The following is a 24,533-nucleotide window of genomic DNA, read 5'->3' as shown; positions in this document are numbered from 1 at the left end:
TTCTTAACTCACAACTGCGCCGAACCTTTCGACGTAGATCTGGTGGCCAACGCGCTGGCATTCCTCCGCTCTTCCTTGCACGGCCTCCAAGGTCTGGCCAATCAAGTTGTGCAGATTTGCTCCGAACATTTTCCGTCCCATGGCGTCGGGCGCCGCGCCAGACAAGCGAATTTGCAGCGAACGCTTGGCCATTTCGTACTGAGTCATGAACTCAATCAAGCTCAACGCCAGTACTGGATCGACATACTGGATTGGAGCGACTTCATCAGCGGACCAAGTGGGCACCGCATCGAGAGCATTCAACGCTTTCTGCAGCGGAACGTCCCCAGCGTCGGCACCGAGGAATTGCTGCGTTTCACGCCACGCGGCGGCCATGGCGCCTTGCGCATTAGCTACTCTCAACTGAAAACCTGCTGCGATCAGCCTTGCATTTACGACTCGCTCTTTATGGCTGCGCCGGCGCTCTTGTGTGGCCAGCACGATGGTCCCGGCAAGCGTCAGGACCGTGCCAATAGCTCCTACCCAAGTAGCAAGATCGCCGCCTTCCCGATGCGCATCGACAATATCGGCCGCAGTGCGCAGCAGCGAAACAGCAACCGACAGTATCGCCAGAGCCACAAGGCCAAAGCCTACCCAAGCCAAGAATCGCTTATCCATCTCACCCCCTCATTTTTTGGAGGGATCGTAGCATGACGGCCCGCGACCTGTCCCTGTTCGAGACCGGCGCTCGCCTTCAGATGAGCGAGAGTATCGACCTCACGATCCAGAGCCTACTGGCCTACGGCCCAGAGCATGACCACTGGGTCGTTGCATGGTCAGGAGGCAAAGATTCGTCCGCCACCTTGACGCTCCTGACCTGGTTGATCGACTCCGGCAAGGTGCCGGCGCCACAGCGCTTGACCGTTCTCTACGCCGATACTCGCCAAGAGCTGCCGCCGCTCGCCGTCGCCGCGCAGGAAATCATGGAATGCCTGACCGAGCGCAACATCGCGCACCGTACCGTGCGTGCGCCGCTGGAGCAGCGCTTCCTTCCCTACATCCTGGGCCGCGGCGTGCCGCCTCCGAACAACAACACGCTGCGGTGGTGCACCCGCCAGATCAAGGTCGACCCGATGACGGCCGCGATCGCTGAAGTGTTGGGCGACGGCACTGCCCTTGTGATCACTGGCGTTCGCCAAGGCGAGAGCGCGATCCGCGATCGCCGGATCGAAATGAGCTGCAGCAAGGATGGCGCCGAGTGCGGCCAGGGCTGGTATCAGCAGGCGCTGCCGGAAAGCAAAGGCGTGCGCGGGCGCATCGCGACGCTGGCGCCGCTGCTGCACTGGCGTGTGTGCCACGTATGGGAATGGTTGCGCTACTGGGCGCCGAAGCAAGAGTTTGGCGAGTGGCCGACCGAGATCATTGCCGATGCCTATGGCGGCGATGAGGCGGAAGAGATCAACGCGCGCACCGGCTGCATCGCATGTCCGCTGGCGCAAGAAGAAAAAGCCCTGCAGGCCGTTCTGGCGATGCCCCGCTGGGCGTGGCTTGAACCACTCACCGGCCTGAAGGCCGTCTATCGCGAACTGCGCGCGCCGCGCAGCCGCATCCGGAAGTCTGGCGCCGAGCGGCTGAAGGACGGATCCATAGCCAAGAATCCGCAGCGCATGGGGCCGATTACCCTTGAAGCGCGCTCGGCCGCGCTGGAACAGATCCTGGCGATCCAGGCCGAATGCAATCGACTGCGGCCGCTGGCCATGCCGGAGTTCTCGATCCTCGACGCCGAGGAAGAGGCATGCATCCGCCGGCTCATCGCGGCAAACACATGGCCAGAGAAATGGGACGGCACCGAGCCGCGCGCCGACCAGTTCCTGCCCATTACCGTCTACAGCAACGGTGCCGAGCAGCACGACATGTTCGGGCTGGAGGAGTGACCGTGGCGGAATCGTCAGAACGTATCGAGCTGGATGATGATCCGCTGGAAGTCGGCGTCGCAGGCGACACCACGCACCTGAATCTCGCCTGCCGCGGTAACTGCCTCGGTCGCCCGCGCGTAACCGCCGTTCATCCGCACGGTCCGGCTGTTCCTCACCACTCGACCATCCGGCAACGTCATCTCCACGTCGATGCACGGATAGAAGGTCTCGCCCTCCTGCATCCACGTGCGTGTGACCAAAAATCCGTCAACGATTTCAGGCATAGCAGTCTCCTTTTTTCGGGAATCCTAACATGAGCGAAAACACAAAAATCGAATGGGCAGATCATACCTTCAACCCTTGGGAAGGTTGCCAGAAGGTCGGCCCGGGCTGCGACCACTGCTACGCCGAGACCCGTAACGCGCGCTTCGCCGGTGGCACGGCCTTGAACTGGGGGCCTGGCGCGCCGCGCAGGCGCACCAGCGCTGCGAACTGGAACAAGCCGCTGGCCTGGAACGCAGCAGCTACCGAGTTCCAGGTCTCGCATGGCCGGCGCCAGCGCGTGTTCTGCGCCAGCCTGGCCGATGTGTTCGACAACCAGGTCGACCAGCAATGGCGCGACGACCTGTTCTCGCTGATCGAGGCCACGCCGCACCTGGACTGGCTGCTGCTGACCAAGCGCATCGGCAATGTTGGCAACATGCTGCCGGTGCCATTTAGCTTTGCCACGCTGTACCCGAACGTCTGGATCGGGATCACTGTGGTCAACCAGGCGGAAGCCGACCGCGACATCCCGAAGCTGCTGAAGGTCGACGCCGCCAAGCGCTTCCTGTCCATGGAACCGCTGCTGGGGCCGGTCGACCTGAACCAGGCACTTCCGCCGGTCCACTGCGAGACCTGCAACGCCGATTACGGCGCCCTGTCGGCGCACGGTGCAGGCAAGCCCACCGGGCTGGATTGGGTGATCGTCGGCGGCGAGAGCGGACCCGGGGCACGGCCGATGTCTCCGGAATGGGCGCGAGAGCTGCGCGATCAGTGCACGGGCGCGGGCGTTCCGTTCCTGTTCAAGCAGTGGGGAGAATGGCTCCCAATGCTTGGCCAGGCCGATGGTGTAACCGTTGCGGAGACACTGACCATGCAGGATGGCTGGGTCATGGGGCGCGCCGGCAAGAAGGCCGCGGGCCGCCGTCTGGACGGCCATACCTGGGACGAGGTGCCCGCATGAACTCCCGCGTGCACCTGACCTTCCAGACCAAGCCCGCGCGCAAGCGCATCGAGAAGATCCGCGCCGCGCTGGACGGGCACCAGCTCAGTGCCCGGCAGCTGTCCAAGGCCATCAAGCTGGACGCGACCTGGATCTACTCCTACATCCACTACCTGCGCGACCTCGGCGAGGTGCATATCGCCGCCTACGCAGCGGACAAGCGCACCGCGCTGTTCACCCTCGGCCCAGGCGAGGATGCCGCGCGCCCTGCGCCGGCGCCGGCCGTCCCGAAGCCGAAAGCGCCGGTGGTCGACCAGGTGGAAGAGGACATGCGCAAGGCGGTGGAGGCCGCGCGCCGTAAGGTGCGGCTGTGGAAGCCGCAGCGGGATCCGCTGATTGCGGCGTTCTTTGGAGGGGCGACGGTATGAGCCACGATCACCGCGCCTCTCTACGCATCGGCGTCAGGCGCAGCATTTTCGTTGAGCCACTCTTGAGCCGCGTAGTGGGCCTCGTTCTCGCTCCCGTAGTTCGACGGAATATTGATCCAGTCCGCTTCACCAATCTTTCGAACTTGTGCGCGAATTCTCTCCACAGGAGGTGCGTCGGGCTCGCCCTGTCTGGGCAGCACATTAACCTTGAGAAATCTGGTCTCGTATTCAATTTTGGGGCGATTGCTCATAGCTGTCCCTTTGAGATTGGAAGGTCATCCTATCATGCGTGAAAGGCCCATCCTCTTCAGCGCGCCGATGGTGCGCGCCCTGCTCGCTGGCGAGAAGACGCAGACCCGGCGGATCGTGAAGCCGCAACCGCTCGATGACTTCCCGCGCCGCGGCTCCGTCGACTTCGACGGGTTCCTGCCTTATGAAGACGTGGCGCAGTGGAGCGCCGAAGCCGCCGGTGGGGGCGCCTTCAAGACCGAGGTGCAGGAGTGTCCCCATGGCACCGTCGGGGATCGCCTGTGGGTCAGGGAGGCATTCAGCGGTCCCTACCACCAGCACGGCCAGCCGCCGTCAACCTGGAATCAATCCAGCCCGATATGGCACTGGGCGGACGGCAACCCTGACGCCGGCGACTGGACGCCGCCCAAGCCATCCATCCACATGCCGCGCTGGGCCAGCCGCATCCTGCTGGAAATCACCGGCGTGCGCGTGGAGCGCCTGCAGGACATCAGCGAGCAGGATGCGCTGGCCGAGGGCATCGAGAAGAACTGGACCGGTGACCCCAGCGAGGGCCAGAACGGCTTCGGCACCATCGGCTGGGTGCCGGACTGCGGCTGGATCAACTACATGGAGGACATGGACGGCGACCCGGCGTACACGCCGCGCGACAGCTTCCGGTCCCTGTGGCAGTCCATCAACGGCCGCGACAGCTGGGCGGCCAATCCCTGGTTGTGGGTGGTCGAGTTTCGGAGGATCGAGCCATGATTGCAGTCCGCAGCGACCTCACCCTGAGCGAGGCAGAAATCATCGAGATCACCGGCTATCACCGGCCCAAGTTCCAGCTGCAGCGCCTGCAAGAAATGGGCATCCCAGCGCACCGCCGGCCGGATAATACGGTCATGGTGCTGCGTGTCTACGCCACCACCAGGCCGGCCACCGCCGCGGCGCCGGAAAAACAAGAACCCAAACTCCGCTTGATCCGCAAATGAATCGCTCCCGAAAGACCGGCAAGGGCCTCCCGCGCCGCGTGTACCTCAAACATGGCGCCTACTTCTTCGTGCCGGCCGAGCCGATGCTGGACCCGAAAGACGGCAAGATCAAGCGATGGATCCCGCTGGCAAAGGCTGACGAAGGCGAGGCCGCCATGCTGCTGGCCCTGGGCAACCTGATCCAAGACGCCGCCATCAGCAGCGAGAGCATGAAATACGTGTGCGCGGAATTCAAGAAACACAAGCTGCACCGCTACACCGAGGAGACCAAGGCCACCTACGGCCGATACCTCGATGCCATCGCGGAGGCCTTCGCCGACTTCACCGCGCGCCAGGTCACGACGAAGAGCTGGGCGCAGTTCTTGCGCGACAACTTCAGCGACAAGCCGAACACCGCGCAGAAATACACCGCGCTGGCGCGCAAGCTGTTCAAGTTCGTGATCTCCGAGCTGGGCCTACGCGAGGACAACCCCATCGACCAGATCGAGCTGGACGACTATGAGACAGAGCGCCGCCTCATCCTGCCGACCCATGAGCAGGTGCAGGCCATTCGGCAGGCCGGCATGACCAGCAAGGTGCGCAGCGACACGGGCAAGAGCTTGCCCACTGCCAGCGGGCCGATGTTCGCCTGCCTGGTCGACGCCGCTTACCTGCTGTGGGCGCGCGCCATCGACGTGCGTGAGCTGAAGGAAGCGCAGATCGACGGCGGCCTGGGTGGTTTCATCCGGGTCACGCCTTCGAAGACCATCAAGAGCAGCGGCAAGTCGGTGGACATCAGGATCACCGCGCCGATCTGGGAGGTGATCGAGCGCGCACGCGCGATCAAGAAGGAATACAAGGTGCACGGGAAGCCGTTGATCACCGGGTACTTGTTCCCCACGCAAAAGGGCACGGCGTACTCCAAGAGCGGCTTGTTTTCGATGTGGGATCGCGCGCGCGACCGCCTGGGCATCGGCAAGGACTCACCACCAGAGGAAAGGATTCAATACAGGGATTTGCGCGCGCTGGGCGCTACGGACGCGGCCAAGGCCGGTAAGAAGATGGAAGAGATCCAGGCCCGGCTGACGCACACGTCGTCGAAGACCTCGGAAATCTACATCAAGGAAGTGATTGCGGAGGTATCGGAAATGGATCTGCCGTTACCCTGGACTACAAAGTAAAACAGCACTGATATTAGACAAGTGTCTAATATACAGTGCTGTCTACCCATACAGCTTTCGCCGTAAGTCTTTGATTCTAATGGTCGGGACGGAGTGATTCGAACACTCGACCCCTTGCACCCCATGCAAGTACGCTACCAGGCTGCGCTACGCCCCGACTGAGCCTGCGATTATAACAGCGAATATGTTTTTTGTTCAACTGTTTCTCAAAACCATTTAAATATTTTCTTTCATGGCCTTGATATCCGCTCGCAATTCAGCCGAGAGGCCCTTTGCTGCGCCGCTTGTCGGCGGCGCGGATGATATGCATCTCTTCCTCTTCCGCCCAGGCCTGGTAGCCCTGCGGCGTGCGGCGGAACACCTCCTTGCCGGCGCGCGTCAGGTTGAAGGCCCCGCCCAGGTTGGGCACGCCCAATCCCTTGGAGATGATGCTCCTGACGATACCGCGGGGGATGATACGGAATTCGCCCTTGAACACGCTGTACATCCAGCGCAGTTCTTCGCCCGTAAGTTCGTTGCTCATCATGATTGCTCCTTTTCCATGCGGAAACATGCTGAATGCTATCACGGAACATTTTGATTTTCCGTAAGGAAATCCCTGAAGTCAGGCAAAAGCCTGCCTTTGCATGGCAAAGCGCAAACGAAACGTTGGATTTTGGCCGGAAACTTGCCGGCGCGGCATCGGGGGGCGATCAGCCGCCGTTGCGGAAGAACTCCTCCATCAGGAAGTTTTGCAGGCCGCGGGTGTCGGCGACGCGGGCTGACAGCACCACGACGCGCCCAAGGCGCTGCGACTCCCAGTTGAAATCGCCGGTGTAGTACTTGCGGATCAGCGCGATCATGCTGTCGACGATCGCCAGTTCCACGTTGCCGCCCGGCCCGGCGTCGACCTCGATGGTCTGGCGCTGGCTGCGGCGCTGGTCGTTGGTCCAGCCGCGGAAGCTGTATTGCGCCATGCGCGGCCCCTTGCTGACGATCTCGAACACGCCGTTGGTGCCGCGTCCGCGACGCTCCTGGAAGGCGATGTTGGCCTTGGCGATGTCGTTGGCGGAGGGGTTCTCCGCCGCGCGCGCGGCGGCGTTCTCCGCTGCCGCGGATTGCTCCAGCGCCTGCCGGCGGTCGCGGTTGCGGTTGATCATGGAGCTGAAGTCCATCTCCGGCGCGGCCTGCGCCACCGGCGGCGCGTTGCCGTCAGGCGCAATCGGCGCCGGCGTGGCGCGGGCGCTCTCGGCGCGGCTGGGCAGCGGCGGTGCAGCGCGCCTTGGCGCGGGCCTGGCGACCGGCTTCTTCGGGGGCGGCGTCACCTTTTTCGGCGGTTCAGGCTCGGCCTTGGGCACATCCGGCTTGGGCGCCGGCGCAGTGGGACGGATGAAGGTCACCTGCAGCGGCTGGTCCGGCTTGCCCTCCGCCTCCAGCTTGGGCGGCATTTCGTTGAGCTTGGCGCGCAGCAATGCGAACAGCGCGGCGTGGATCAGCACCGACAGCACGAGTCCCAGCACGGTGCGGCGCCGCGCTCGGGAAACGGTGTCTGTACGGGTGAACGAACTGAAAAAACTCATACCTTGCGGCAGCTGATTCCTGGTAGACGGCCTGGCGGCAGACATGGGAGCGGGCACAATGGGAGCGGGAGGAACGCTGAACGCCGGCGCGATACGGCTTTGCGGGCATGCCGGAACGCTGTCAACCTGTCCTTGGCCTGCCCCATCGTCCATCCCTGATGCGGCCAATTTTTTGAATGCAATATTTTAACGTTTTTTGGCCGTCTTTCAGGCCGGCGCCGTCCGTATTTTTACCCGGCGCCGCCTCCATTCAGCGATGCCAGCGACCGCGACCGCCCCAACCGCCGCCATAGCCGAAGTAGACCGAAGTCGAGGGATAGGAATAATACGGGTAATACGACGGTTGCACCGGGTAGGCTGGATAGGCCGGATAGGCCTGGGCGCCATAGTAGGGATCGTAGGGGACGGCCACGCAGCCGCCGAGCAGCAGCGCGGCAGGTATCGCCAGCAGACTGAGGTAACGCTTCATGGCAAGACTCCTCGGGCGCGCAACGGCGCCAATGTTGAAAACTATGGCCCAGCCTCCTCCTGCTCGCCACCGCCCTTACCAATTGTTACGCCGCCCTTGCACCCTTGCCTTGCATGGCCGGCTTGCCGCCGGACAAACCGCCGCGGCAGTCGCTACTGTTTATACGGCGGCAGCCATAATCGGACGCGGCTCTGCTTATATAATGGCCCGGCCGCAAGCTGCGCGACATTCGCGCCCGCCCGGCGCACACCATCACAACAGAGACCAGCCCATCCGGGCCGGCGCGCGGCGCCGCCCATCAACGACTCCTGCCCCATGACCAACACCCGCACATCGCCCCGCCCGCCCGTCGTCGTCATCGCGCCCGACTCCTTCAAGGGCTCGCTCACCGCCGAGGAAGTCGCCGCCGCCATCGGCGCCGGCATCCAGGCCGCCATTCCGGATGCGCAGGTGCGCCTGCGCCCCATCGCCGACGGCGGCGAAGGCACGCTCGATGCGCTGATGCACGCCGGCGGCGAGCGCCTGGCGCTGTCCTGCCGCAACGCCGCCGGCCAGTTGGCCGAAGCGCCGGTCGGCATCCTGAAGGACGGCAGCGCGGTGATTGAATCGGCCTCCATCGTCGGCCTGACCGACGCCGCCGGCACCGCCGTCGCCGTCGAACAGCGCAGCACCCTGGGTGTGGGCGACGCCATGCGGCAATTGCTCGATCGCGGCGCCCGCCATTTCCTGGTGGGCCTGGGCGGCAGCAGCACCAACGATGGCGGCGCGGGCTTGCTGGCCGCGCTGGGGGTGAAGTTCTTCGACGACGCCGGCGCCGAAGTGGCGCCGCGCCCGGCCGAGCTGCACAGGGTGGCGCGGGTGGATGCCGCCGGCCTGGATGCACGCATCGGGCAGGCGCGTATCGTCGCCATGTCCGATGTCGACAATCCGCTATGCGGCGAGATCGGCGCCACCGCCGTGTTCGGTCCGCAAAAAGGCGTGACGCCGCAACAGGTGCCGCTGCTCGATCGCTCGCTGGCGCACTTCGCCGCCGTGCTGGAAAAGGAAATGGGGCTGGCCGCCGCCGGCCGTCCGGGCGCCGGTGCGGCCGGTGGCCTGGGCTATGCGCTGTTGATGCTGGGCGGGGAATTCCGCTCGGGCGCCGAGACCGTGGCCGACCACATCGGCCTGGACGATGCGCTGGCCGGCGCCGACTGGCTGATCACCGGCGAAGGCCGCAGCGACGCCCAGACCCTGCACGGCAAGGCGCCCTTCATCGCCAGCCAGCGCGCGCGCCGCGCCGGCGTGCCGACCACCCTGCTCTCCGGCGGCATCGACCGCACATCGCTGGACGAATTGCAGGGCAGCTTCTCCGGTTGCTTCTCCATCGTGTTCGGCCCCGGCAGCCTGCAGGACGCCATCGCCGGTGCGCCCGAGCTGCTGCGCGCCAGCGCTGAACAAATGGCCCGCCTGTGGCAGAGCGCCGTCGGCGCGCGCAGGTAAATGATTTACGCTTTCCACAGGCCGCGAAGTTGTTCACACAAACCGGGGACAGGCCTGTGGAAAAGCTGAGGAAAAGCCACTCAAGTCATTGATCGCAAAACCTTTTCCGATATCGATGCAGACGCGTGCAATGTCGCCGCATGAGCATGCATTGCGCCGAAAATCCCGGCCGGGCTGCCCGCGCCATCTCCCTTCGCCCAGTTATCCCCAGAAAATGGGGGCAAGCCTGTGGAAAACCTTGGGAAGAGTTTCCCAAGTCATTGATCCGAAACCGCTTTTCGATTCTGTGCGCAGTGGATGCATGACTGCGCGCGACGCCATCACCGCGCAGCGGCCTCCAGCCCGAAGGCCTGCGCCAGCAGCTCGTAGGAGCGCAGTCGCGCCTGGTGATCGTAGATGATGCTGACCGCCATCACCTCCGCGGCGCCGTAGGCCGCCGCCACCGCCTCGATCTCCTCGCGCACGCGCTGCGGGCTGCCGACGATGGCGCGCCGCCCCGGCGGCAGGCGGTCGATGGGCATCTGTTGCTGTTCGAAGAAGCGCAGCGCGGTTTCCACCGAGGGAATCTTGTCCAGCCGGCGGCCGGTATGCATGTGGAAGAGGCGCATGGCGTAGCTGCTGGCCAGCCGCCGCGCCTCTTCGTCGGTCTCGGCGCAGATCACCTGCACCGCCACGCCGCTATGCGGCTCGGCCAGCGCATCCGAGGCCGTGAAGTCGCGATGGTAAGCGGCGCAGACGCTCTCGCCGGCAGCCTGGATGAAGTCGGCGAACATATAGGGCAAACCCAGTTCGGCGGCCCAGATGCCGCTCTGCGGCGAGGACCCCAGCAGCCAGGTCTGCGCCGACTCCGGCCGGCCCGGCAGCTCGGCCAGGCGCGCGAAGGGATGCTCGGCCGGCACGCGATCCCACTGGTAGGCCAGCAGCTCATGCAATTGATCGATGAAGTCGTCCTGCGGACGCTGGCGGCGGTCGCGCTGCAGCGCCGAGGCGGTCAGCGAGTCGCTGCCCGGCGCGCGCCCCAGGCCAAGGTCGATGCGCCCGGGATAAAGTCCGGCCAGCATGCCGAAGGACTCGGCCACCTTCAAGGGGCTGTAGTGCGGCAGCATCACGCCGCCGCTGCCTACGCGCAATCGCCGCGTGGCGGCGGCGATCGGGCCGATCAGCACTTCCGGACTGGTGCAGGCCAGCGAGGCGCTGCCATGATGTTCCGCCACCCAATAGCGATGAAAGCCCAGGCGGTCGGCCAATTGCGCCAGCTCCAGCACATTGCGCAAGGCTTGCGCGCTGCTGGTGCCCTCCGACACCGGGGCCTGGTCAAGCACGCTGATCTTCATGGCGACTCCATCACAAGAAAGGAAGCGACGATATCAGCAAACGCGATCCGGCGTGCGGCGCCGCTTGCGCGGGAGCTCAGCCGGCGTCGGCATTGACCCGGCCGGGCGCCGCGCGCGGCCGCCAGCGCCCGATCGCCTTCACCGCCTGGCGGCCGAGATGGATGCCATAGGTTTCGACCGTGCGGAACAAGCCCCACGAGACCAGGTAGACCGGCGGCAGCACCAGCGCCAGGCACAGCAGGAAGCGCAGCGGCGCCGGCAGCGCGACGTAGTCCGGACGCGCGGCCAGCGCTCCCGCCACCGGCAGCAGGATCAGCAGGTGCAGCAGGTAAGTGCAATAGGAGGTGTCGCCCAGGAAGCGCGCCACCCGGCCCGAGAGCCAGCCCCGCAACAGCTGCAGCGGGCGCGCCAGCCAGGCGCTGCCCGGCAGGCTGCCGTCGTTCATCAGGTAGAACATGCCGGCAACGATCGCGAAGCGGCACAGCGTCATGATGCGCGGCTCGCCCAGGTGGAAATGGCGCGCGGCCAGCGCCCAGATCAGCATCATGGCCAGCGCCGCCGCCAGCGCGCGCGTCATCTTCCCCTGCCGGCGGCCCAGGGCGATCCACATGCCGGCCATGAACACGCACAGCTTCATGGCGATGAAGGCCGGCATCTCGAAGCTGGCGAAGTAGCCGGGGAACAGGAACCACAAGCCCAGGCAAAGCGCCAGCGCGCCGAAGGTGGCGGCGTAGGCGCCCAGCCGCAGCACGGCCAGCATCACGAAGGGGAACACCAGGTAGAACTGCATCTCCAGGCCGATCGACCAGTCCGGCAATGCGGTGCGGAAGGCGTAGTCCGGCAGGAAGCCGAAGGCGAAACTGACATGCGCAAGGTAGTTGGCGAGGCTGCCGTCGAGGTAGCGCCGCAATGGCGTGGCCGTGTTGGGCCAGATCGCGGCGATCGCCGAGCGGTCGTCGGCCAGCATGCCGCCGATGCCGACGGCGACGATCAGCAGCAGGTAATAAAGCGGCGCGATGCGGAAGAAGCGGCGCAGCCAGAACAGCGCGAAGGTGCGGGCCTCGCCCCAGGGCTCGGCCTGCTGGCGCAGCAGGTAGTTATGCGCCATCAGGAAACCCGACAGCAGCATGAACAGGTCCACCGCGATGCCGCCCCAGGACAGCAGCGGCAAGTCGCGCAAGCCCGAGAGGATCTGCACGTGCGAGGCCAGCACCCAGAACGCGGCCAGCCCGCGCAAGCCGTCCAGCCAGGGAAGATGATTCGGATTGGACGCGGGCGTCCGGGGCGATTCGGTCATGGCGCGTTACCTCTGCTGCCCAATGGATGAGCTGGGGCGGGATGGTGGCAATGGAAGGCGATACGCCACTGACTGCGCGCGCGGCGGGCAGGTTCCCGCCGGCGCCGTGCGCATGGGCTCAGGCCGCCATCTCGGCCGGCGCGCTCATGCGCGGCTTGCCGGGGAAACGCCGGATCAGCCACGACCGCACCGCATTCCACTCGCCGGTCTCGGGCGCAGTGCTGCTCTGGAAAAAGAAATAGCGCCACAGCAGCGAGAGCTCGTTGCGCGTCGTGGCCAGCTTGCGAAACTTCAATTCGCGCTCGATCTCCGGCGCATGCTCGAAGCCGGCGCGCACGCTGGCCGCCATGCGTTCGAACTCGGCCGAGAAATCGCTGCGCCCGTCGATGTCGAACAGCAGGCCGCCATGGTTGCAGAACGGCGCCGGGTCGAAGTACCTGACGTCGTGCATCAGGCAGAAGGCGTGCGCCAGATAGCGCGACACCTGCAGCGACACCGTCATCTGCTCGTCGAAGCGCTTGGCGCTCACGTTGTTGCCGTGCCAGCGGTACTTGATCAGCTTCTCCGGCACGTTGTTGCACTTGCCCTGGATGCCGAGCTGGCCGAACAGGAAATAATCCTCCGCCAGGTTCTTCACCGTCATGCGGTGCTCCTCCGGGAACACCTTCAGGAAGTCGACGCCGTAGCGGATGCCGGCCTTCTGCACTTCGGCGAAGTCGAGCATCGCAGTGGGATGCGCAATCGGGTTGCGGAACAGGCACGCGGCGCCCACGCGCTGGCCGCCGATGGGCATCTTCATGTCGCCGATGGGCGCGCCCTGGGCGTCGATGACGTCAGCCTGGCCGCCGATGGCCATGCATTCAGGATGGCTCTCGAAGGCGGCCAGCGAGATTTCCATGCGGCGCGGATAACAGATGTCGTCGGCGTCATGACGCATCGCATACTTGCAGTCGGCAATCTCCAGGCCCTTGTTGAGCAGGCCGGACAGGCCGTCCGCCTCCGGAAAGGAATGCAGCTCGATGCGCGGATCCTTCTCGTGGTAACGCTCGGCCATCTCGCGGCTGCCGTCGGTGGAGCCGTGATCCAGCACCAGCAGGCGCCAGTCGCGATAGGTCTGGGCCAGCACGCTGTCCAGCGATTCGGCCAGAAAATCCACGCCGTTCTTTACCGGCAGCAGGACGTCGATGGTCGCCATGGTGAAGCTCCTGAAAGTCGATCTGAAAATAGGGAATGAGGGAGCACTGCGCGCCTCAGGCGGCGTCGCTCTCGGCCAGCGTCCTGGCCAGCGCCTGCCAGCGCCAGGTATCCGCGCACATGGCTTCCACGCCGCGCTGGGCACTCCAGCCGAGCTCGGCCTGGGCGCGCGCGGTGGCGGCGTAGCACATCGCGATGTCGCCCGGACGGCGCTCCGCCAGCTGGTAAGGCAGCGTCTTGCCGCAAGCCTTCTCGAAGGCGGCCAGCATCTCCAGCACACTGTTGCCGCGGCCGGTGCCGAGGTTGTAGGTATAGACGCCGGGGCCCTCTTCCAGCTTGCGCAGCGTCTTCACGTGGCCCAGCGCCAGGTCGACCACGTGGATGTAATCGCGCACCCCGGTGCCGTCCACCGTCGGGTAGTCGCTGCCGTACACCGACAGCGCGGCGCGCCGGCCGTCGGCCACCTGGGCGATGAAAGGCAACAGGTTGTTGGGAATGCCGCTGGGGTCTTCGCCGATCAGCCCGCTCTCGTGGGCGCCGACCGGATTGAAGTAGCGCAGCAGCGCGATATGCCAGCCCGGATCGGACTTGTGCAGGTCGCCCAGGATCTGCTCCACCATCAGCTTGCTGCGGCCGTAGGGATTGGTGGCCGACAACGGAAACTCCTCGGTGATCGGCACGCTGGCAGGATCGCCATACACCGTGGCCGATGAGCTGAAGACGATGTTCTTCACGCCGTGCCGCGCCATCGCGTCGAACAGCACGTTGCTGCCGCTGACGTTGTTGTCGTAGTAGCGCAGCGGCTGGGCCACCGATTCGCCGACCGCCTTCAGGCCGGCGAAATGGATCACGGCGTGGATCCGATGCTGGCCGAAGATGCGGTCCAGCACCTCGCGCTCCCGGATATCGCCCTGCACGAAATGCGGCCGGCGGCCGGCGATCTTCTCCACGCGATCGATCACGCTGGCGCGGCTGTTGCAGAGGTTGTCCAGCACCACCACGTCATAGCCGGCATGGATGAGCTCGACGCAGGTGTGGGAACCGATGTAGCCGGCGCCGCCGGTGACCAGGATAGTGGGACTCGTCATGTGTGCATTCCTTGTTGAGCTTGTGCGCTGGGTAAGCCCAGCGCATTGAGCGGTTTGATTCAATTCCTGAGGGCCAGCGCCTCGCGCGCGACGATGCGCGCCGGCGCGCCCACCGCGGTGGCGCCGGGCGGGACGTCATCCAGCACCACCGACATGGCGCCGACCTTGCCGCCGTCGCCGATGTGCACGGCGCCGAACACCTGGGCATATGCGCCGAACTCGACGCCGTCGCCGATCACCGGCACCGGCCCGCCTTCGCGCCGGTTGCCGATGGTCACGCCCTGGCGCAACGTGCAGCCGGAGCCGATCACGACGTCGCCGTGCAGGAAGATGTTGCCGAAGTGCCAGATGCGCAGGCCGGGACCGATCCTGGCCGTGCGCGGCAGGCTGATGCCGAAGGCGGTTTCGACGAAGCGAAAGGCGATCCAGTAGAAGGCGTTCTGGATCTTCCTCGACAATCCGGGTGGACGGGCCTCGATACGGCGGCCCCAGCGATACACCCAGATCGCCCAGATCGACTGTTCCTTGAGGAAGGGACGGCGCATGTTGTAGCGCAACAAATCCGCATCCCAGTCCGGGTCTCTGCTCATGGCGATTGTTTCCTATCGGACAGAGGCAGGCCGGAGCGGCCCGCTTTCATTTTTATAGATACAGTGAGCTCGGCAGAACACAAAAAGTTCTGCGGGAAGGGAATTATTTTCTAGAACGAGACCTCAAAGCTTGCGGTTTTATCTCGTCAATAACCAATGTGCGCCGCAACAATTTGAAACATTCAAGGCGCCGGCCCGAGGGTATCCACACCCCGACGGCGAACTTCCCGGCTGGGGATTCCACGACCAGCCAGCTCGATCCGCCGCCTGCAAGGCAATGCCGGCAGCCGCATTCGCAACAACGCAAACGAGGGATACGCAGCGCCCGCAAGCCCGGTCGCGCAAGCTCAGCAGCAGGTATCCCGCCCGTTGAAGTCATCATTACGCCAAACGCCGAATGTCATTCAAAGAAATCGTCAAATCCTCGGGCAAGACCCTGCTCACCACGGTGGGCGTCACCGCCATCGGCTTTTTCATCTCGGTGCTGACCGCGCGCATGCTCGGCCCCGAAGGCCGGGGCCTGCTCTCGGGCGCGGTGCTGATCGTCACCCTCTCCAGTTCGGTCGCCGCCTGCGGTCTGGCCTTCAGCTACATCTACCACCGCGGCGCCGGACAGCAATTCCATCAGAAGCGCTTCGTGTTCCTCTCGGCGCTGTTCATCGGCGCGCTGGCCGCGGTGCTGGCGCTGGGCGGCCTGCTGTTCAACCATGATCCGCAATTGCGCGGACACATGGCGCTCATCACCGGCTTCGCGCTGGTGACGGCGCTGCAGAACTACCTGGTCAACCTGACCCAGATGCAGCCCAGCCTGAGTTTCCTCAACGTCACCCGCATCGTCGGCGTGGTCCTCAACCTGGCGGCGCTGGCATTGCTGTTCCTGGCGTTCCGTCCGGTCGAGTTCGTCTATGTGCTGGTCGGCCAGTTGGTCTGCGCGCTGCTGCTGATCGCGCTGTGCCTGCGCTGGGCCAGCGGCAACGTGTTCCGCCCTGTCGTTCATCCGCAGGGCGACCCGCAGCAGCAGCCGCGCGCCGCCTCCAGCGGCCATCTGCTCAAGTACGCCTTCAACCAGCACGGCACCGTGCTGATCGGCCTGGCGCTGACCAACTTCGACAAGGTCTACCTGCTCAAGGTCGGCACCATCGTCGAGTTCGGCTACTACTCGCTGGCCTTCACCACCTCGCGCCTGATCGGCGTGCTGTTCGAGGCGATGAACACCGCGCTCTACTCGCGCTACGCCGGCCGCGACGAGAAGGAGCTGACCCACAGCATCAACATCGCCTTCCGCCTGACCTTCATCCCCATGCTGACGCTGGCCGGCATCGGCGCCCTGCTCTCGCCCTGGCTGATCCAGTTGGTGTACGGCCCCAAGTTCGCCTCGGTCACGCCGACCTTCTGCATCCTGATGTTCGAGTGCGTGGTCTCCGGCGCCGGCTGGACCCTGGCGCAACGCTTCAATGCCGCCGGCCGCCCGGGCCTGGTGCTGGTGCGCCAGCTGATCTCGGTGCTGCCCGTGGTGGCGCTGCTGCCCTTCCTGCCCAAGGAAAACATCTCGGTCTACCTGGGCCTGCTGATGCTGCTGGGCGCCGCGCTGCGCATGGCCATCACGCTGGCCATCTACCCCTACGTCCTCAAGGAGCCGGTGCCGCGCCTGTTCCCGTCCAGGGACGAACTACAGAAAGGCCTGTCCATGATCAAAGCGCGCCTGCAAGCACGTCGCGTCAGCAAGGGAGAAACCGTATGAGCACCATCCAGGCCGGCGGCCTTCCGCGCCAAGACCTGATGCAGGAACAGCCGGCCCTGCAGAAGCACCGCGAGATCATGCAGGGGCTCAAGCAGCACCATGCGGCGATCGCCTCCCTGCTGCAGGGGCGCCGCTTCCACTACATCGACATCCCGGTGCACGACAACATCGGCGACCTGCTGATCATGCTGGGCACGGTGCGCTTCTTCAAGGAGCACGGCCTGTCGCCGGCGACCGTATCCAACACCTACTACTTCAAACACCAATGGGTGCGCCCCGGCGACGTGCTGGTGTTCCACGGCGGCGGCAATTTCGGCGACATCTACGGCAGCATCCACGACCTGCGCGAAAAGCTGATCGCGGCCTTCCCCGACAACCGCATCCTGCTGATGCCGCAGACGGTGTTCTTCTCTTCGGCCGAGGCGCGCGCCCGATCGGCGGCGGTGATCTCGCGCCATCCCGACCTGCACCTGTTCGTGCGCGATACCGTGTCGCAACGATATGCCCACGAGTTCACCGACAAGGTCTACCTGGTGCCCGACATGGCGCACCATCTCTATCCGATCCGCTACAGCGGCGGCGCGGCGCAAGGCTATGTGCGCATCCAGCGCGTCGATCCGGAAAAACCCAAGACGCCCGAGAGCCTGCGCCAGCTGCCTATCCGCACCACCACCGACTGGGTCGACGTGATCGGCGACGAGCGCCGCCTCATGACCCTGTTCGCCAAGCTGGAGTGGCGCTTCGACCGCTATGGCTGGGATCGCGCGCTGACCCGGCTGGCGCTGTGGTTCTGGGTGCCGGTCTCGCGCCGCTTCATGGGCAAGGCGGTGCGCCTGTTCGCCGATCACGAGACCATCGTCACCGATCGCCTGCACGGCCATATCCTCTCTTGCCTGATGGACAAGAAGAACATCGTCATCGACAACAGCTACGGCAAGAATTCCACCTACATGAACCAGTGGACCGCCAACAGTCCGCTGACCACCCTGGTCAAGGAGTGATGCGACCATGAAGATTGCCTACCTGATCCTTGCGCACAACAATCCCCGGCTGCTGTCGCGGCTGGTGGGCGAACTCTCTTCCGAGCGCGCCGGCTTCTTCGTGCACATCGACAGCAAGGCCGACATCGCAAGCTTCGAGGCGCTCAGGGCGCAGCCGCGCGTGCATTTCTGCGAACGCCGCGTGAGCGGCGCCTGGGGAGATTTCTCGCTGGTGCAGGCCACGCTGGACATGATGGCGCTGGCCATGCGGCACGACTCGGGCTTCACCCGCGTGGTCTTGCTGTCCGGCTCGACGCTGCCGGTGCAGCCGACCGGCTACATCGAGGACTTTTTCGCGCGCCAGCCGGACGCCAACTTCATGGAAGCGTTCCCCATGCCCAATGACGACTACGGCAAGAGCCTGGGACGCCTGGAACATTACTGGCTGCGCCGCGCCCGGCCGCTGCTGCGGCTGAAGTGGTCGCTGCAGGACCTGATCAACAAATACGCGCCGCTGCGCGACTACCGCGCGGCCCTGGGCGAGCTGCAGCCGATGGCCGGATCGCAGTGGTGGGCCGTCACCGGCCGCGCCTGCCATTACATGCTGGACTACGCGGCGGAGCATCGCCGTTTCGTGCGCTTCTGCCATCACGTGGATTGCTCGGACGAGTTCTTCTTCCAGACCATCCTCGGCAACTCCCACCTGGCCGGCACGCTGGCGCCCAGCATCACCTACACCAACTGGCGGCCCAACCAGATGAGCCCGGACACGCTCAAGGAATTCCACCTCGAACATTTCGCCCAACCGGTGGTGATGAACTCGGCCAACCATAACTGCCCCACGCCCGGCGGCGAGGTGCTGTTCGCGCGCAAGTTCGACGAAGAGCCCTGGGAGGTGGTGGAGGCGCTGTTCGCGGCCAACCGGCGCAAGGCGCATCCGCCCGGCGAGGTAGTGATGGATATTCCGGTGGCGGCCATCAACGGCTGACCCGAGCGCGGTGGCGCAATGAAAAAAGGAGAGCCCCGGCTCTCCTTTTTTTCAACTGCGGCGCAGGCTCAGGCCCGCTTGTAGACGTCGTCGAAACGCACGATGTCGTCCTCGCCCAGGTAGCTCCCGGACTGCACCTCGATCAGGTGCAGCGGCAGCTTGCCCGGATTCTCCAGGCGATGGGTGACGCCGATGGGCAGGTAGATCGATTCGTTTTCGCTCAGCAAGGTGGTTTCGTCGCCGCGCGTCACCAGCGCCGAACCGCTCACCACCACCCAGTGCTCGGCACGGTGGTAATGCATCTGCAACGACAGCTTCTCGCCCGGCTTGACGGTAATGCGCTTGACCTGGAAGCGCTCGCCCGAATCCACGCTCTCGTAGCTGCCCCACGGGCGGAACACGCGCTTGTGGTGCACATGCTCGCTGCGCTTGCTTTGCTTGAGCCTGTCGACGATGCCCTTGACGTCCTGCGCCTTGTCCTTGTGCGCCACCAGGACCGCGTCGTCGGTCTCGACCACCACCAGGTCCTGCACGCCCAGCACCGCCACCATGCGGCTCTCGGCGCGCACCAGGCTGTTGGAGACCTGATCCAGGTGCACGTCGCCGCGCACCACGTTGCCGTCGGCGTCGGCCGGCATCACATCCAGCAGCGCGCTCCAGGAACCGACATCGCTCCAGCCGATGTCGGCCGGGACCACCACGGCGCGCCGGGTGTTCTCCATCACCGCGTAGTCGATCGACTCCGACGGCGACGAGGCGAACGCCGCCTCGTCCAGGCGGCAGAAATCGAGGTCGGCATAGGCCTTGGCCACGGCTTCCTTGACGGCGGCGGCAATCAGCGGACGATGCTGCTCCAGCTCGTCGAGGAAATCGCGCGCGCGGAACAGGAACATGCCACTGTTCCAGTAGTAGCGGCCGTCGTCCAGGAAGGCCTGGGCGCGCTCGAGGTCGGGCTTCTCGACGAAGCTGTCGACCGCGAAGTTGCCGGTGTCGCCATGCGCCTCGCCGCGCAGGATGTAGCCATAGCCGGTCTCAGGCGTGGACGGCTGGATGCCGAAGGTCACCAATGCGCCCTGCCCGACCGAAACCATCGCGCGACGCACCGCCTCGTGGAAGGCGGCGCGGTCCTTGATCACGTGATCTGCCGGCAGCACCAGCATGACCGCTTCCGGATCCTGGCGCAGCAGCTGGAAGGCCGCGGCCGCCACCGCCGGCGCGGTATTCTTGCCTTGCGGCTCCAGGGTGATGGCATGCGGACGCACGTCGATCTCGCGCATCTGCTCGGCGATCATGAAGCGGTGCTCGTTGCCGCACACCAGCACCGGCGCCAGCGCCTCCGGCCATGCGCATACGCGGGTCACGGTTTCCTGCAGCATGGTTTGCTCACTTACCAGCGGCAGCAGCTGCTTGGGATAGGCGGCGCGCGACAGCGGCCACAGTCGGGTACCGGCGCCGCCGGAAAGGATGACGGGATAGATTTTCATGTTCAGGTTCTCCTGGCTTGCAGAAGCTCGTTGCGCGGCGTCCGCAGAGCGCCGCGCGCATCGTTCCAAGGGTTGTTTTGTCGTTGCTCGACTGCCAATATCGAGGATCCGGCCACGACCGGCAATTCAGTGTCTTCGAGGACAGTGTCCGATGCCCCGCAAGTGTACTCGAACCGGCTGCCCGGAACCAGTCCGGCGCGCGCGTGCGGCGCGCTGCGGTGCGGTGTTCCACCCTGCTCCGACTTAATTTCTCTCATGCCTGCCTCAATGTTGTGGTGAAGAATGAACCATGCCTGCGCGCGGCTCACGCCAGCGGCCGCAGCAGGTACTCGGCGCAATGCAGGTAGAACTGGCGGCGCAGCGCGGGATCGGGATTGATCACGGCCCACGGACGGCCGCGCGCCACGCAATGGCCGTACAGCAGCATCAGCGCGGCCAGCGCGGCGGCGTCGAGATGCGTCACTTTCGCGCAATCGACCACCACCGGCTCGTCGGCCTGGGCGGCATCCTTCAGGACCGGACGCAGACGGGCGATATTGGCCGCGCCGATGGCGCCGGAGAGCAGCAGTTCGCAATCGCCGCGATCGCGCCGGCAGCGCATGCCGGCCTGGTCGAAGGCCTCCGAATCCGGACGGCGACGGCGCGACTCCCAGGCGTTGGGCAGCACGCGCTGCGCCAGCAGGGTCAGCAGCGCCACGCCGTCGTCGCGATAGCGGCGCCACAGCTTGGGTTCTTCCTTGATGCGCCACAGCCATTCCAGCCCGGTCTTCTGCGCCCACTTGGGCGCGCGCGAGACGGTGCCGGCGACGAAATTCACCACCGCGCCCAGGTGGCTGACCAGGGGCGCCTTGAGATGCTTCAGGTTGTGCTGGATCCAGGCCTGGCCTTTTTTCGCGCCCAGCGCCACCACCACGAAATCGGCGCCGCTGTCGTTGATGGCGGCGATTGCCGCCGGCGCGCTCATCTGCTCGATGCTGCCGAAACCGGGGGCGGCGAAACCGACGCTGCGCATGCCGGAAGGCTCGGCGTTGAGGCGCTCGGCGGCGGCCTCGGCCACGCCCGGCGGGCCGCCGAAGAAATACACGCGCATCGGCTGTTCCGCCGCGCCGGCGCGTCGCTCGCGCAGCGCCTGGAACAGCGAGGAGCCGGCCACGCGCTCGCGGATGGGCAGGCCCAGCGCCTTGGCGATCCAGACCAGCGGCATGCCGTCGGCCACCGACAGATCGCTCTGGATCACCGAGTTCCTGAAGGCGGCGTCATCCATGCAGGCCACCGCGAAATTGAGGTTGGGGGTGGAGAGGAAACAGCGGCGCCGGGAGGCGGCCGCGCCGCGCATGATGCCGCCGGCCTGCTCCAGGCTGACGCGGTCGAACGGCAAGCCGAGGATGCAATACACGTCGCGCTCGAAATCCGGCAGCGCGTGCTTGGGCGATGCGGGCGCCTCCTCTTCCAGCAAAGGATCGGGCAGCGCAGGCTCCAGCCATTGAGCGTTATTCAGAGTCACGTTTTGACCTCACCCATTCAACCTGGCGGTTGAAGACGAATTTGAAATAAAGCGGCAGCTTGCGCGCCACGTAGCCGAAAGCGGCCATCAGTTCGCCCAGGCTCAGCACCTGGCGCGCGAAACCCGACCAGGCCAGCAGCACCGACGCGCCGATGGACAGCAGCAGCACCGTGGCCAGCGCCAGCGGCCAAGACCAGGCCAGCAGCAGCCAGGTCAGCGCCGAGACGCTCCAGGCCACTGCCGTCATCACGATCAGCAAGGCCAGCGGCGGCACGCACAGGTCCAGCGCCAAGGCCGCCAGCGCGCTGTTGCCGGTCTTGAAAGACGCCGCGAGCAGGCGCGGCACGTAACTCATGATGACGCTCAGGTGGCCATGCTCCCAACGCGTGCGCTGGGTCTGGGCGCCGCTGTCGCTGCTGGGGAAGAAGCTGTAGACCATGGCGTCCGGGCAGAACAGCGGCGCCCGGCCGGCGGCGGCCAGGTCCACGCCCAGCTTCATGTCCTCGACAATATGGCCGCTGGCCAGTTCGGCGCTGCGGATCTGTTCCCAGGTGAAGGCCATGCCGGTGCCCATCAGCTGGCAGGGTTGGCCCAGCTTGTGGAAGCCCAGCGGCCGCACCAGGTTCTTCACGACCCAGGCGAACTCGGCGATGCGCCGCATCGGCCCGCTGCTCTCCGGCGCATGCATCAGGTATAGCGCCTGCACCGGACGGCCGCTGTCGGCGCACACGCGGGCGATGCGGTCCAGCGCGCCGCGGCCCAGCAGGCAGTCGGCATCGACCATGATCAGCACCTCGGGCGGCTGCGCCGCCAGGCGGCCGATGCCATGGTCCAGCGCATAGCCCTTGCCGCGTTGCGTCTCATGAAAACGTTCGCTCACCTCGGCGCCGGCCCCGCGCGCCAGCGCTGCGGTGGCGTCGGTGCAATTGTCGGCGACCACCAGCAGGCGGTCGCCCGGCTGCAGCTGGGCGCGGATGCCATTGACCACTTCGGCGATGCCGGCAGCCTCGTTGTGCGCCGGCACCAGCACCGCCACGCTTGGGCGACGCTGGCTGGCGGGCGATATGACGGCGCGCGCATAGCGCGCGGCCAGCACCTGCGTGAGCAGCACCAGCACCGGGACGGCCAGCGCCAGCAAGGCCAGCAGCAGGAGATATTGCAGCGCAAGAATCATGTCGAACTTCCTTTGTTACGTGCCTTGATGGCATCCTCGCAATGCCGCGTGGAAGCTCATCGTCAGCGTCGGTAGCGCTTGCATGGAGATCCATGTCGCATCGCATCTATTTTTGGAGAGCTCATCATCGAAAAAATTCCATGTGAATCTCCGCTCGGCCAAAAGATTTCGAAACGCACCGCCGATTGGACGGTCAATGCATCGTGGTTTTGTTTTCGCGGCGCCGGGCCGCAGCTTCTACAACGACAACAACATGCCTCTTTCATCACCTCATCCCGCTCAACCCAAAGGAGCCTTGATGCAACCTCAACCACGCTCGCTTCGCCTTGTCCCCATGGCCGTGCTGATCGGCACAGTCTGGACCTGCGCCTCGCCCGCGGCTGCAGCCGATGACTGGGGTACCTACCTCAAGCCGTTCGCGGCCGACTCGCTGTGGAACAGCAGGCCGGTCAACCCGAGCTTCGGCGAGGACGCCATCCCGACCTCCAGCTACTTCCCGGCGGTGACCGCCAACGCCTACTCCACCGGCGTCTACCTGGCTTCGCCGCAGGATCCGCCGGTCACCGTCAGCGGCGCCGCCGGCAGCAAGGGACTGTTCAACACCGACGACGAGAACTATCACGACGTCACCATCCCGCACTGGCCGGCCTCAGCCAAGCCGGCGCCCGGCTCCGACGGCCATGCCGATATCGTCGACCCGGCCAACAACATCATCCATTCGTTCTGGCAGTTGAAGCAGCAAGGCACGCAATGGACCGCCGCGCAATATTCGTGGGCCCGCCTCAACGGCCGCGGCTGGCCCGATCCCGGCCACTACTACCAGGGCGCGCGCGCCACCGGGGTACCGGCCTCGGGCGGGCTGATCCGCATCCATGAAGCCGCGCAGAAGCCGGAGTTCTATCCGCATGCGCTGGCGATGTCGCTGACCTTCAACGGCCTCTCGCCCAACCCGACCTACGTGTTCCCGGCCACCTCGGCCGATACCAACGCCGCCAAGCTCAACAGCGGAAAATTCCCGGAAGGCGCGCTGGTGATGCTGCCGCCGTCCTTCGACACCGGCAAGCTCACCGACCCCGAACTGCGCCGCATCGCCGAGACCCTGAAGCGCTACGGCGCCTATATCGTCGACGCCAATACCGGCACGCCCTTCGTCATCTATGTCGAGATCGGCGCCGCCTACAACCTGCACCCGAGCGGCTGGAACAACACCGTGGCCAGCGAACTGCAGGTCATCCGCGCCGGCCTGCGCCGCGCCAGCGCCACCAGCTGGATCGACGGCAACGGCAAGACCTTCACGCCCACCCAGAACCTGAACCTGCTCTCCATGCGCGGCACCTGGACCCAGCAATCCGGCAGCACCCTGGGCAAGTTCAGCTCCTGGGACCAGGCGGTGGTGTTCCCGGCCGCCTCGTCCGCCTCGGAAGTGGTCAACTACAGCAACCGGGGCATGAACGCGGTGACCTGGGCCAAGCCGGTCATGGGCGCCAGCTACAAGATCACGGCCCGCACCACCGGCGGCGGCAAGCTGCGCTTCTCGGTCTACGACCAGGCCGCCGGCAAGATGATGGTCGACACCGGCTACCTCGACAACGGCCAGAGCAAGACCTTCACCTGGAGCGCCATCACGCCGGCGCTGGCGATCTATGCCAGGAGCGGCGCCGGCGGCGCCTCCTCCGTCAGCGGCGAGTTGATCAAGGCCGACTGAGGCCGCGGCGCGCCGCCAAGGGCCCCGCCTTCCTCAT

Annotated in this window: 25 protein-coding genes and 1 tRNA gene; 11 read left to right on the top strand and 15 right to left on the bottom strand. The window is 65.5% G+C overall.

All coding sequences use genetic code 11. From position 1 onward, the window contains the following. Nucleotides 1–3: 3 nt before the first annotated feature. Nucleotides 4–657: a hypothetical protein gene (locus Herbaro_RS09210; protein ID WP_275013514.1), complete on the bottom strand. Its 654-nt coding sequence runs from the start codon at nt 655–657 to the stop codon at nt 4–6. Between the two features lie 32 nt (nt 658–689). Here Herbaro_RS09210 and Herbaro_RS09205 point away from each other — a divergent pair, with 32 nt between their 5' ends. After that, nucleotides 690–1,913 carry a phosphoadenosine phosphosulfate reductase domain-containing protein gene (locus Herbaro_RS09205; protein ID WP_275013513.1) on the top strand — a complete coding sequence of 408 codons (1,224 nt, stop codon included), beginning with the start codon at nt 690–692 and terminating at the stop codon, nt 1,911–1,913. Between the two features lie 14 nt (nt 1,914–1,927). Here the strand turns inward: Herbaro_RS09205 and Herbaro_RS09200 are convergent, their stop codons facing one another. Further along, complete coding sequence (locus tag Herbaro_RS09200) at nt 1,928–2,179, bottom strand: hypothetical protein (protein WP_275013512.1); 252 nt, start codon at nt 2,177–2,179, stop codon at nt 1,928–1,930. A gap of 29 nt (nt 2,180–2,208) precedes the next feature. Here Herbaro_RS09200 and Herbaro_RS09195 point away from each other — a divergent pair, with 29 nt between their 5' ends. Together Herbaro_RS09195 and Herbaro_RS09190 are read left to right on the top strand one after the other, a co-directional pair. Next, nucleotides 2,209–3,120 carry a phage Gp37/Gp68 family protein gene (locus Herbaro_RS09195; protein WP_275013511.1) on the top strand — a complete coding sequence of 304 codons (912 nt, stop codon included), beginning with the start codon at nt 2,209–2,211 and terminating at the stop codon, nt 3,118–3,120. Then, nucleotides 3,117–3,527, top strand: coding sequence for a hypothetical protein (locus tag Herbaro_RS09190; protein ID WP_275013510.1), 411 nt, complete (start codon nt 3,117–3,119; stop codon nt 3,525–3,527). Before Herbaro_RS09195 ends, Herbaro_RS09190 begins: the two co-directional genes overlap by 4 nt. A gap of 20 nt (nt 3,528–3,547) precedes the next feature. On the opposite strand, the gene Herbaro_RS09185 is transcribed toward Herbaro_RS09190, so the two are convergent. After that, nucleotides 3,548–3,778, bottom strand: a complete 231-nt coding sequence (locus Herbaro_RS09185; protein ID WP_275013509.1) for a hypothetical protein — start codon at nt 3,776–3,778, stop codon at nt 3,548–3,550. 34 nt (nt 3,779–3,812) lie between these two features. Here Herbaro_RS09185 and Herbaro_RS09180 point away from each other — a divergent pair, with 34 nt between their 5' ends. The 3 genes from Herbaro_RS09180 to Herbaro_RS09170 are packed head-to-tail and all read left to right on the top strand — an operon-like array spanning nt 3,813 to nt 5,907. Continuing rightward, nucleotides 3,813–4,523, top strand: a complete 711-nt coding sequence (locus Herbaro_RS09180) for a hypothetical protein (protein ID WP_275013508.1) — start codon at nt 3,813–3,815, stop codon at nt 4,521–4,523. Further along, nucleotides 4,520–4,747 (top strand): DUF4224 domain-containing protein, encoded by a 228-nt coding sequence (locus Herbaro_RS09175; protein ID WP_275013507.1) that lies wholly within the window; start codon nt 4,520–4,522, stop codon nt 4,745–4,747. Before Herbaro_RS09180 ends, Herbaro_RS09175 begins: the two co-directional genes overlap by 4 nt. Further along, on the top strand, nt 4,744–5,907 hold the full coding sequence (locus tag Herbaro_RS09170; RefSeq protein WP_275013506.1) for a tyrosine-type recombinase/integrase: 1,164 nt from the start codon (nt 4,744–4,746) through the stop codon (nt 5,905–5,907). Before Herbaro_RS09175 ends, Herbaro_RS09170 begins: the two co-directional genes overlap by 4 nt. Nucleotides 5,908–5,987: 80 nt before the next feature. Here the strand turns inward: Herbaro_RS09170 and Herbaro_RS09165 are convergent. The 4 genes from Herbaro_RS09165 to Herbaro_RS09150 form a co-directional block, all read right to left on the bottom strand. Then, nucleotides 5,988–6,064 (bottom strand) — tRNA-Pro (locus Herbaro_RS09165). 99 nt (nt 6,065–6,163) lie between these two features. Next, complete coding sequence (locus tag Herbaro_RS09160; RefSeq protein ID WP_275013505.1) at nt 6,164–6,430, bottom strand: hypothetical protein; 267 nt, start codon at nt 6,428–6,430, stop codon at nt 6,164–6,166. A 169-nt stretch (nt 6,431–6,599) separates the two neighbouring features. Continuing rightward, nucleotides 6,600–7,406, bottom strand: coding sequence for a hypothetical protein (locus Herbaro_RS09155; RefSeq protein ID WP_275013504.1), 807 nt, complete (start codon nt 7,404–7,406; stop codon nt 6,600–6,602). A gap of 310 nt (nt 7,407–7,716) precedes the next feature. Continuing rightward, nucleotides 7,717–7,935, bottom strand: a complete 219-nt coding sequence (locus tag Herbaro_RS09150; protein WP_275013503.1) for a hypothetical protein — start codon at nt 7,933–7,935, stop codon at nt 7,717–7,719. A 315-nt stretch (nt 7,936–8,250) separates the two neighbouring features. Here Herbaro_RS09150 and Herbaro_RS09145 point away from each other — a divergent pair, with 315 nt between their 5' ends. Next, nucleotides 8,251–9,417, top strand: a complete 1,167-nt coding sequence (locus tag Herbaro_RS09145; RefSeq protein WP_275013502.1) for a glycerate kinase — start codon at nt 8,251–8,253, stop codon at nt 9,415–9,417. 320 nt (nt 9,418–9,737) lie between these two features. On the opposite strand, the gene Herbaro_RS09140 is transcribed toward Herbaro_RS09145, so the two are convergent. The 5 genes from Herbaro_RS09140 to Herbaro_RS09120 all read right to left on the bottom strand — a co-directional run bounded on the left by Herbaro_RS09140 (nt 9,738) and on the right by Herbaro_RS09120 (nt 14,920). Beyond that, complete coding sequence (locus tag Herbaro_RS09140; protein WP_275013501.1) at nt 9,738–10,751, bottom strand: LLM class flavin-dependent oxidoreductase; 1,014 nt, start codon at nt 10,749–10,751, stop codon at nt 9,738–9,740. A gap of 76 nt (nt 10,752–10,827) precedes the next feature. After that, entirely contained in the window at nt 10,828–12,048 is a 1,221-nt protein-coding gene (locus tag Herbaro_RS09135) for an acyltransferase family protein (RefSeq protein WP_275013500.1), read from the bottom strand. Between the two features lie 118 nt (nt 12,049–12,166). Then, entirely contained in the window at nt 12,167–13,243 is a 1,077-nt protein-coding gene (locus Herbaro_RS09130; protein ID WP_275013499.1) for a glycosyltransferase family 2 protein, read from the bottom strand. Nucleotides 13,244–13,298: 55 nt separating this feature from the next. After that, nucleotides 13,299–14,330 (bottom strand): UDP-glucose 4-epimerase GalE, encoded by a 1,032-nt coding sequence (gene galE / locus Herbaro_RS09125; RefSeq protein WP_275013498.1) that lies wholly within the window; start codon nt 14,328–14,330, stop codon nt 13,299–13,301. Between the two features lie 59 nt (nt 14,331–14,389). Beyond that, nucleotides 14,390–14,920, bottom strand: coding sequence for a serine acetyltransferase (locus Herbaro_RS09120; protein ID WP_275013497.1), 531 nt, complete (start codon nt 14,918–14,920; stop codon nt 14,390–14,392). A 397-nt stretch (nt 14,921–15,317) separates the two neighbouring features. On the opposite strand from Herbaro_RS09120, the gene Herbaro_RS09115 reads away from it, so the two are divergent. From Herbaro_RS09115 to Herbaro_RS09105, 3 genes are read left to right on the top strand one after another with little or no spacing between them, the layout of a single operon-like run. Next, nucleotides 15,318–16,661 carry a lipopolysaccharide biosynthesis protein gene (locus tag Herbaro_RS09115; protein ID WP_275013496.1) on the top strand — a complete coding sequence of 448 codons (1,344 nt, stop codon included), beginning with the start codon at nt 15,318–15,320 and terminating at the stop codon, nt 16,659–16,661. Continuing rightward, complete coding sequence (locus Herbaro_RS09110) at nt 16,658–17,662, top strand: polysaccharide pyruvyl transferase family protein (RefSeq protein ID WP_275013495.1); 1,005 nt, start codon at nt 16,658–16,660, stop codon at nt 17,660–17,662. The genes Herbaro_RS09115 and Herbaro_RS09110 overlap by 4 nt, the downstream gene beginning before the upstream one ends. A gap of 7 nt (nt 17,663–17,669) precedes the next feature. Beyond that, the gene (locus tag Herbaro_RS09105) at nt 17,670–18,629 is read left to right on the top strand and encodes a beta-1,6-N-acetylglucosaminyltransferase (RefSeq protein ID WP_275013494.1); all 960 of its coding nucleotides are present in this window, start codon (nt 17,670–17,672) and stop codon (nt 18,627–18,629) included. Between the two features lie 68 nt (nt 18,630–18,697). Here the strand turns inward: Herbaro_RS09105 and Herbaro_RS09100 are convergent, their stop codons facing one another. The 3 genes from Herbaro_RS09100 to Herbaro_RS09090 form a co-directional block, all read right to left on the bottom strand. Beyond that, complete coding sequence (locus Herbaro_RS09100) at nt 18,698–20,113, bottom strand: mannose-1-phosphate guanylyltransferase/mannose-6-phosphate isomerase (protein ID WP_275013493.1); 1,416 nt, start codon at nt 20,111–20,113, stop codon at nt 18,698–18,700. A gap of 304 nt (nt 20,114–20,417) precedes the next feature. After that, nucleotides 20,418–21,617: a WecB/TagA/CpsF family glycosyltransferase gene (locus Herbaro_RS09095; RefSeq protein WP_275013492.1), complete on the bottom strand. Its 1,200-nt coding sequence runs from the start codon at nt 21,615–21,617 to the stop codon at nt 20,418–20,420. Beyond that, nucleotides 21,604–22,791 carry a glycosyltransferase family 2 protein gene (locus tag Herbaro_RS09090; protein ID WP_275013491.1) on the bottom strand — a complete coding sequence of 396 codons (1,188 nt, stop codon included), beginning with the start codon at nt 22,789–22,791 and terminating at the stop codon, nt 21,604–21,606. The genes Herbaro_RS09095 and Herbaro_RS09090 overlap by 14 nt, the downstream gene beginning before the upstream one ends. 298 nt (nt 22,792–23,089) lie before the next feature. Here Herbaro_RS09090 and Herbaro_RS09085 point away from each other — a divergent pair, with 298 nt between their 5' ends. After that, complete coding sequence (locus Herbaro_RS09085) at nt 23,090–24,496, top strand: Atrophin-1 multi-domain protein (RefSeq protein WP_275013490.1); 1,407 nt, start codon at nt 23,090–23,092, stop codon at nt 24,494–24,496. The last annotated feature ends 37 nt before the right edge of the window (nt 24,497–24,533 follow it).

Origin of the sequence: Herbaspirillum sp. WKF16 (assembly GCF_028993615.1) — a bacterium.
Lineage (GTDB): Bacteria > Pseudomonadota > Gammaproteobacteria > Burkholderiales > Burkholderiaceae_D > Herbaspirillum.
Note: the sequence above shows the minus strand (reverse complement) of the source record. Positions and strands in the feature narration are given on the sequence as shown.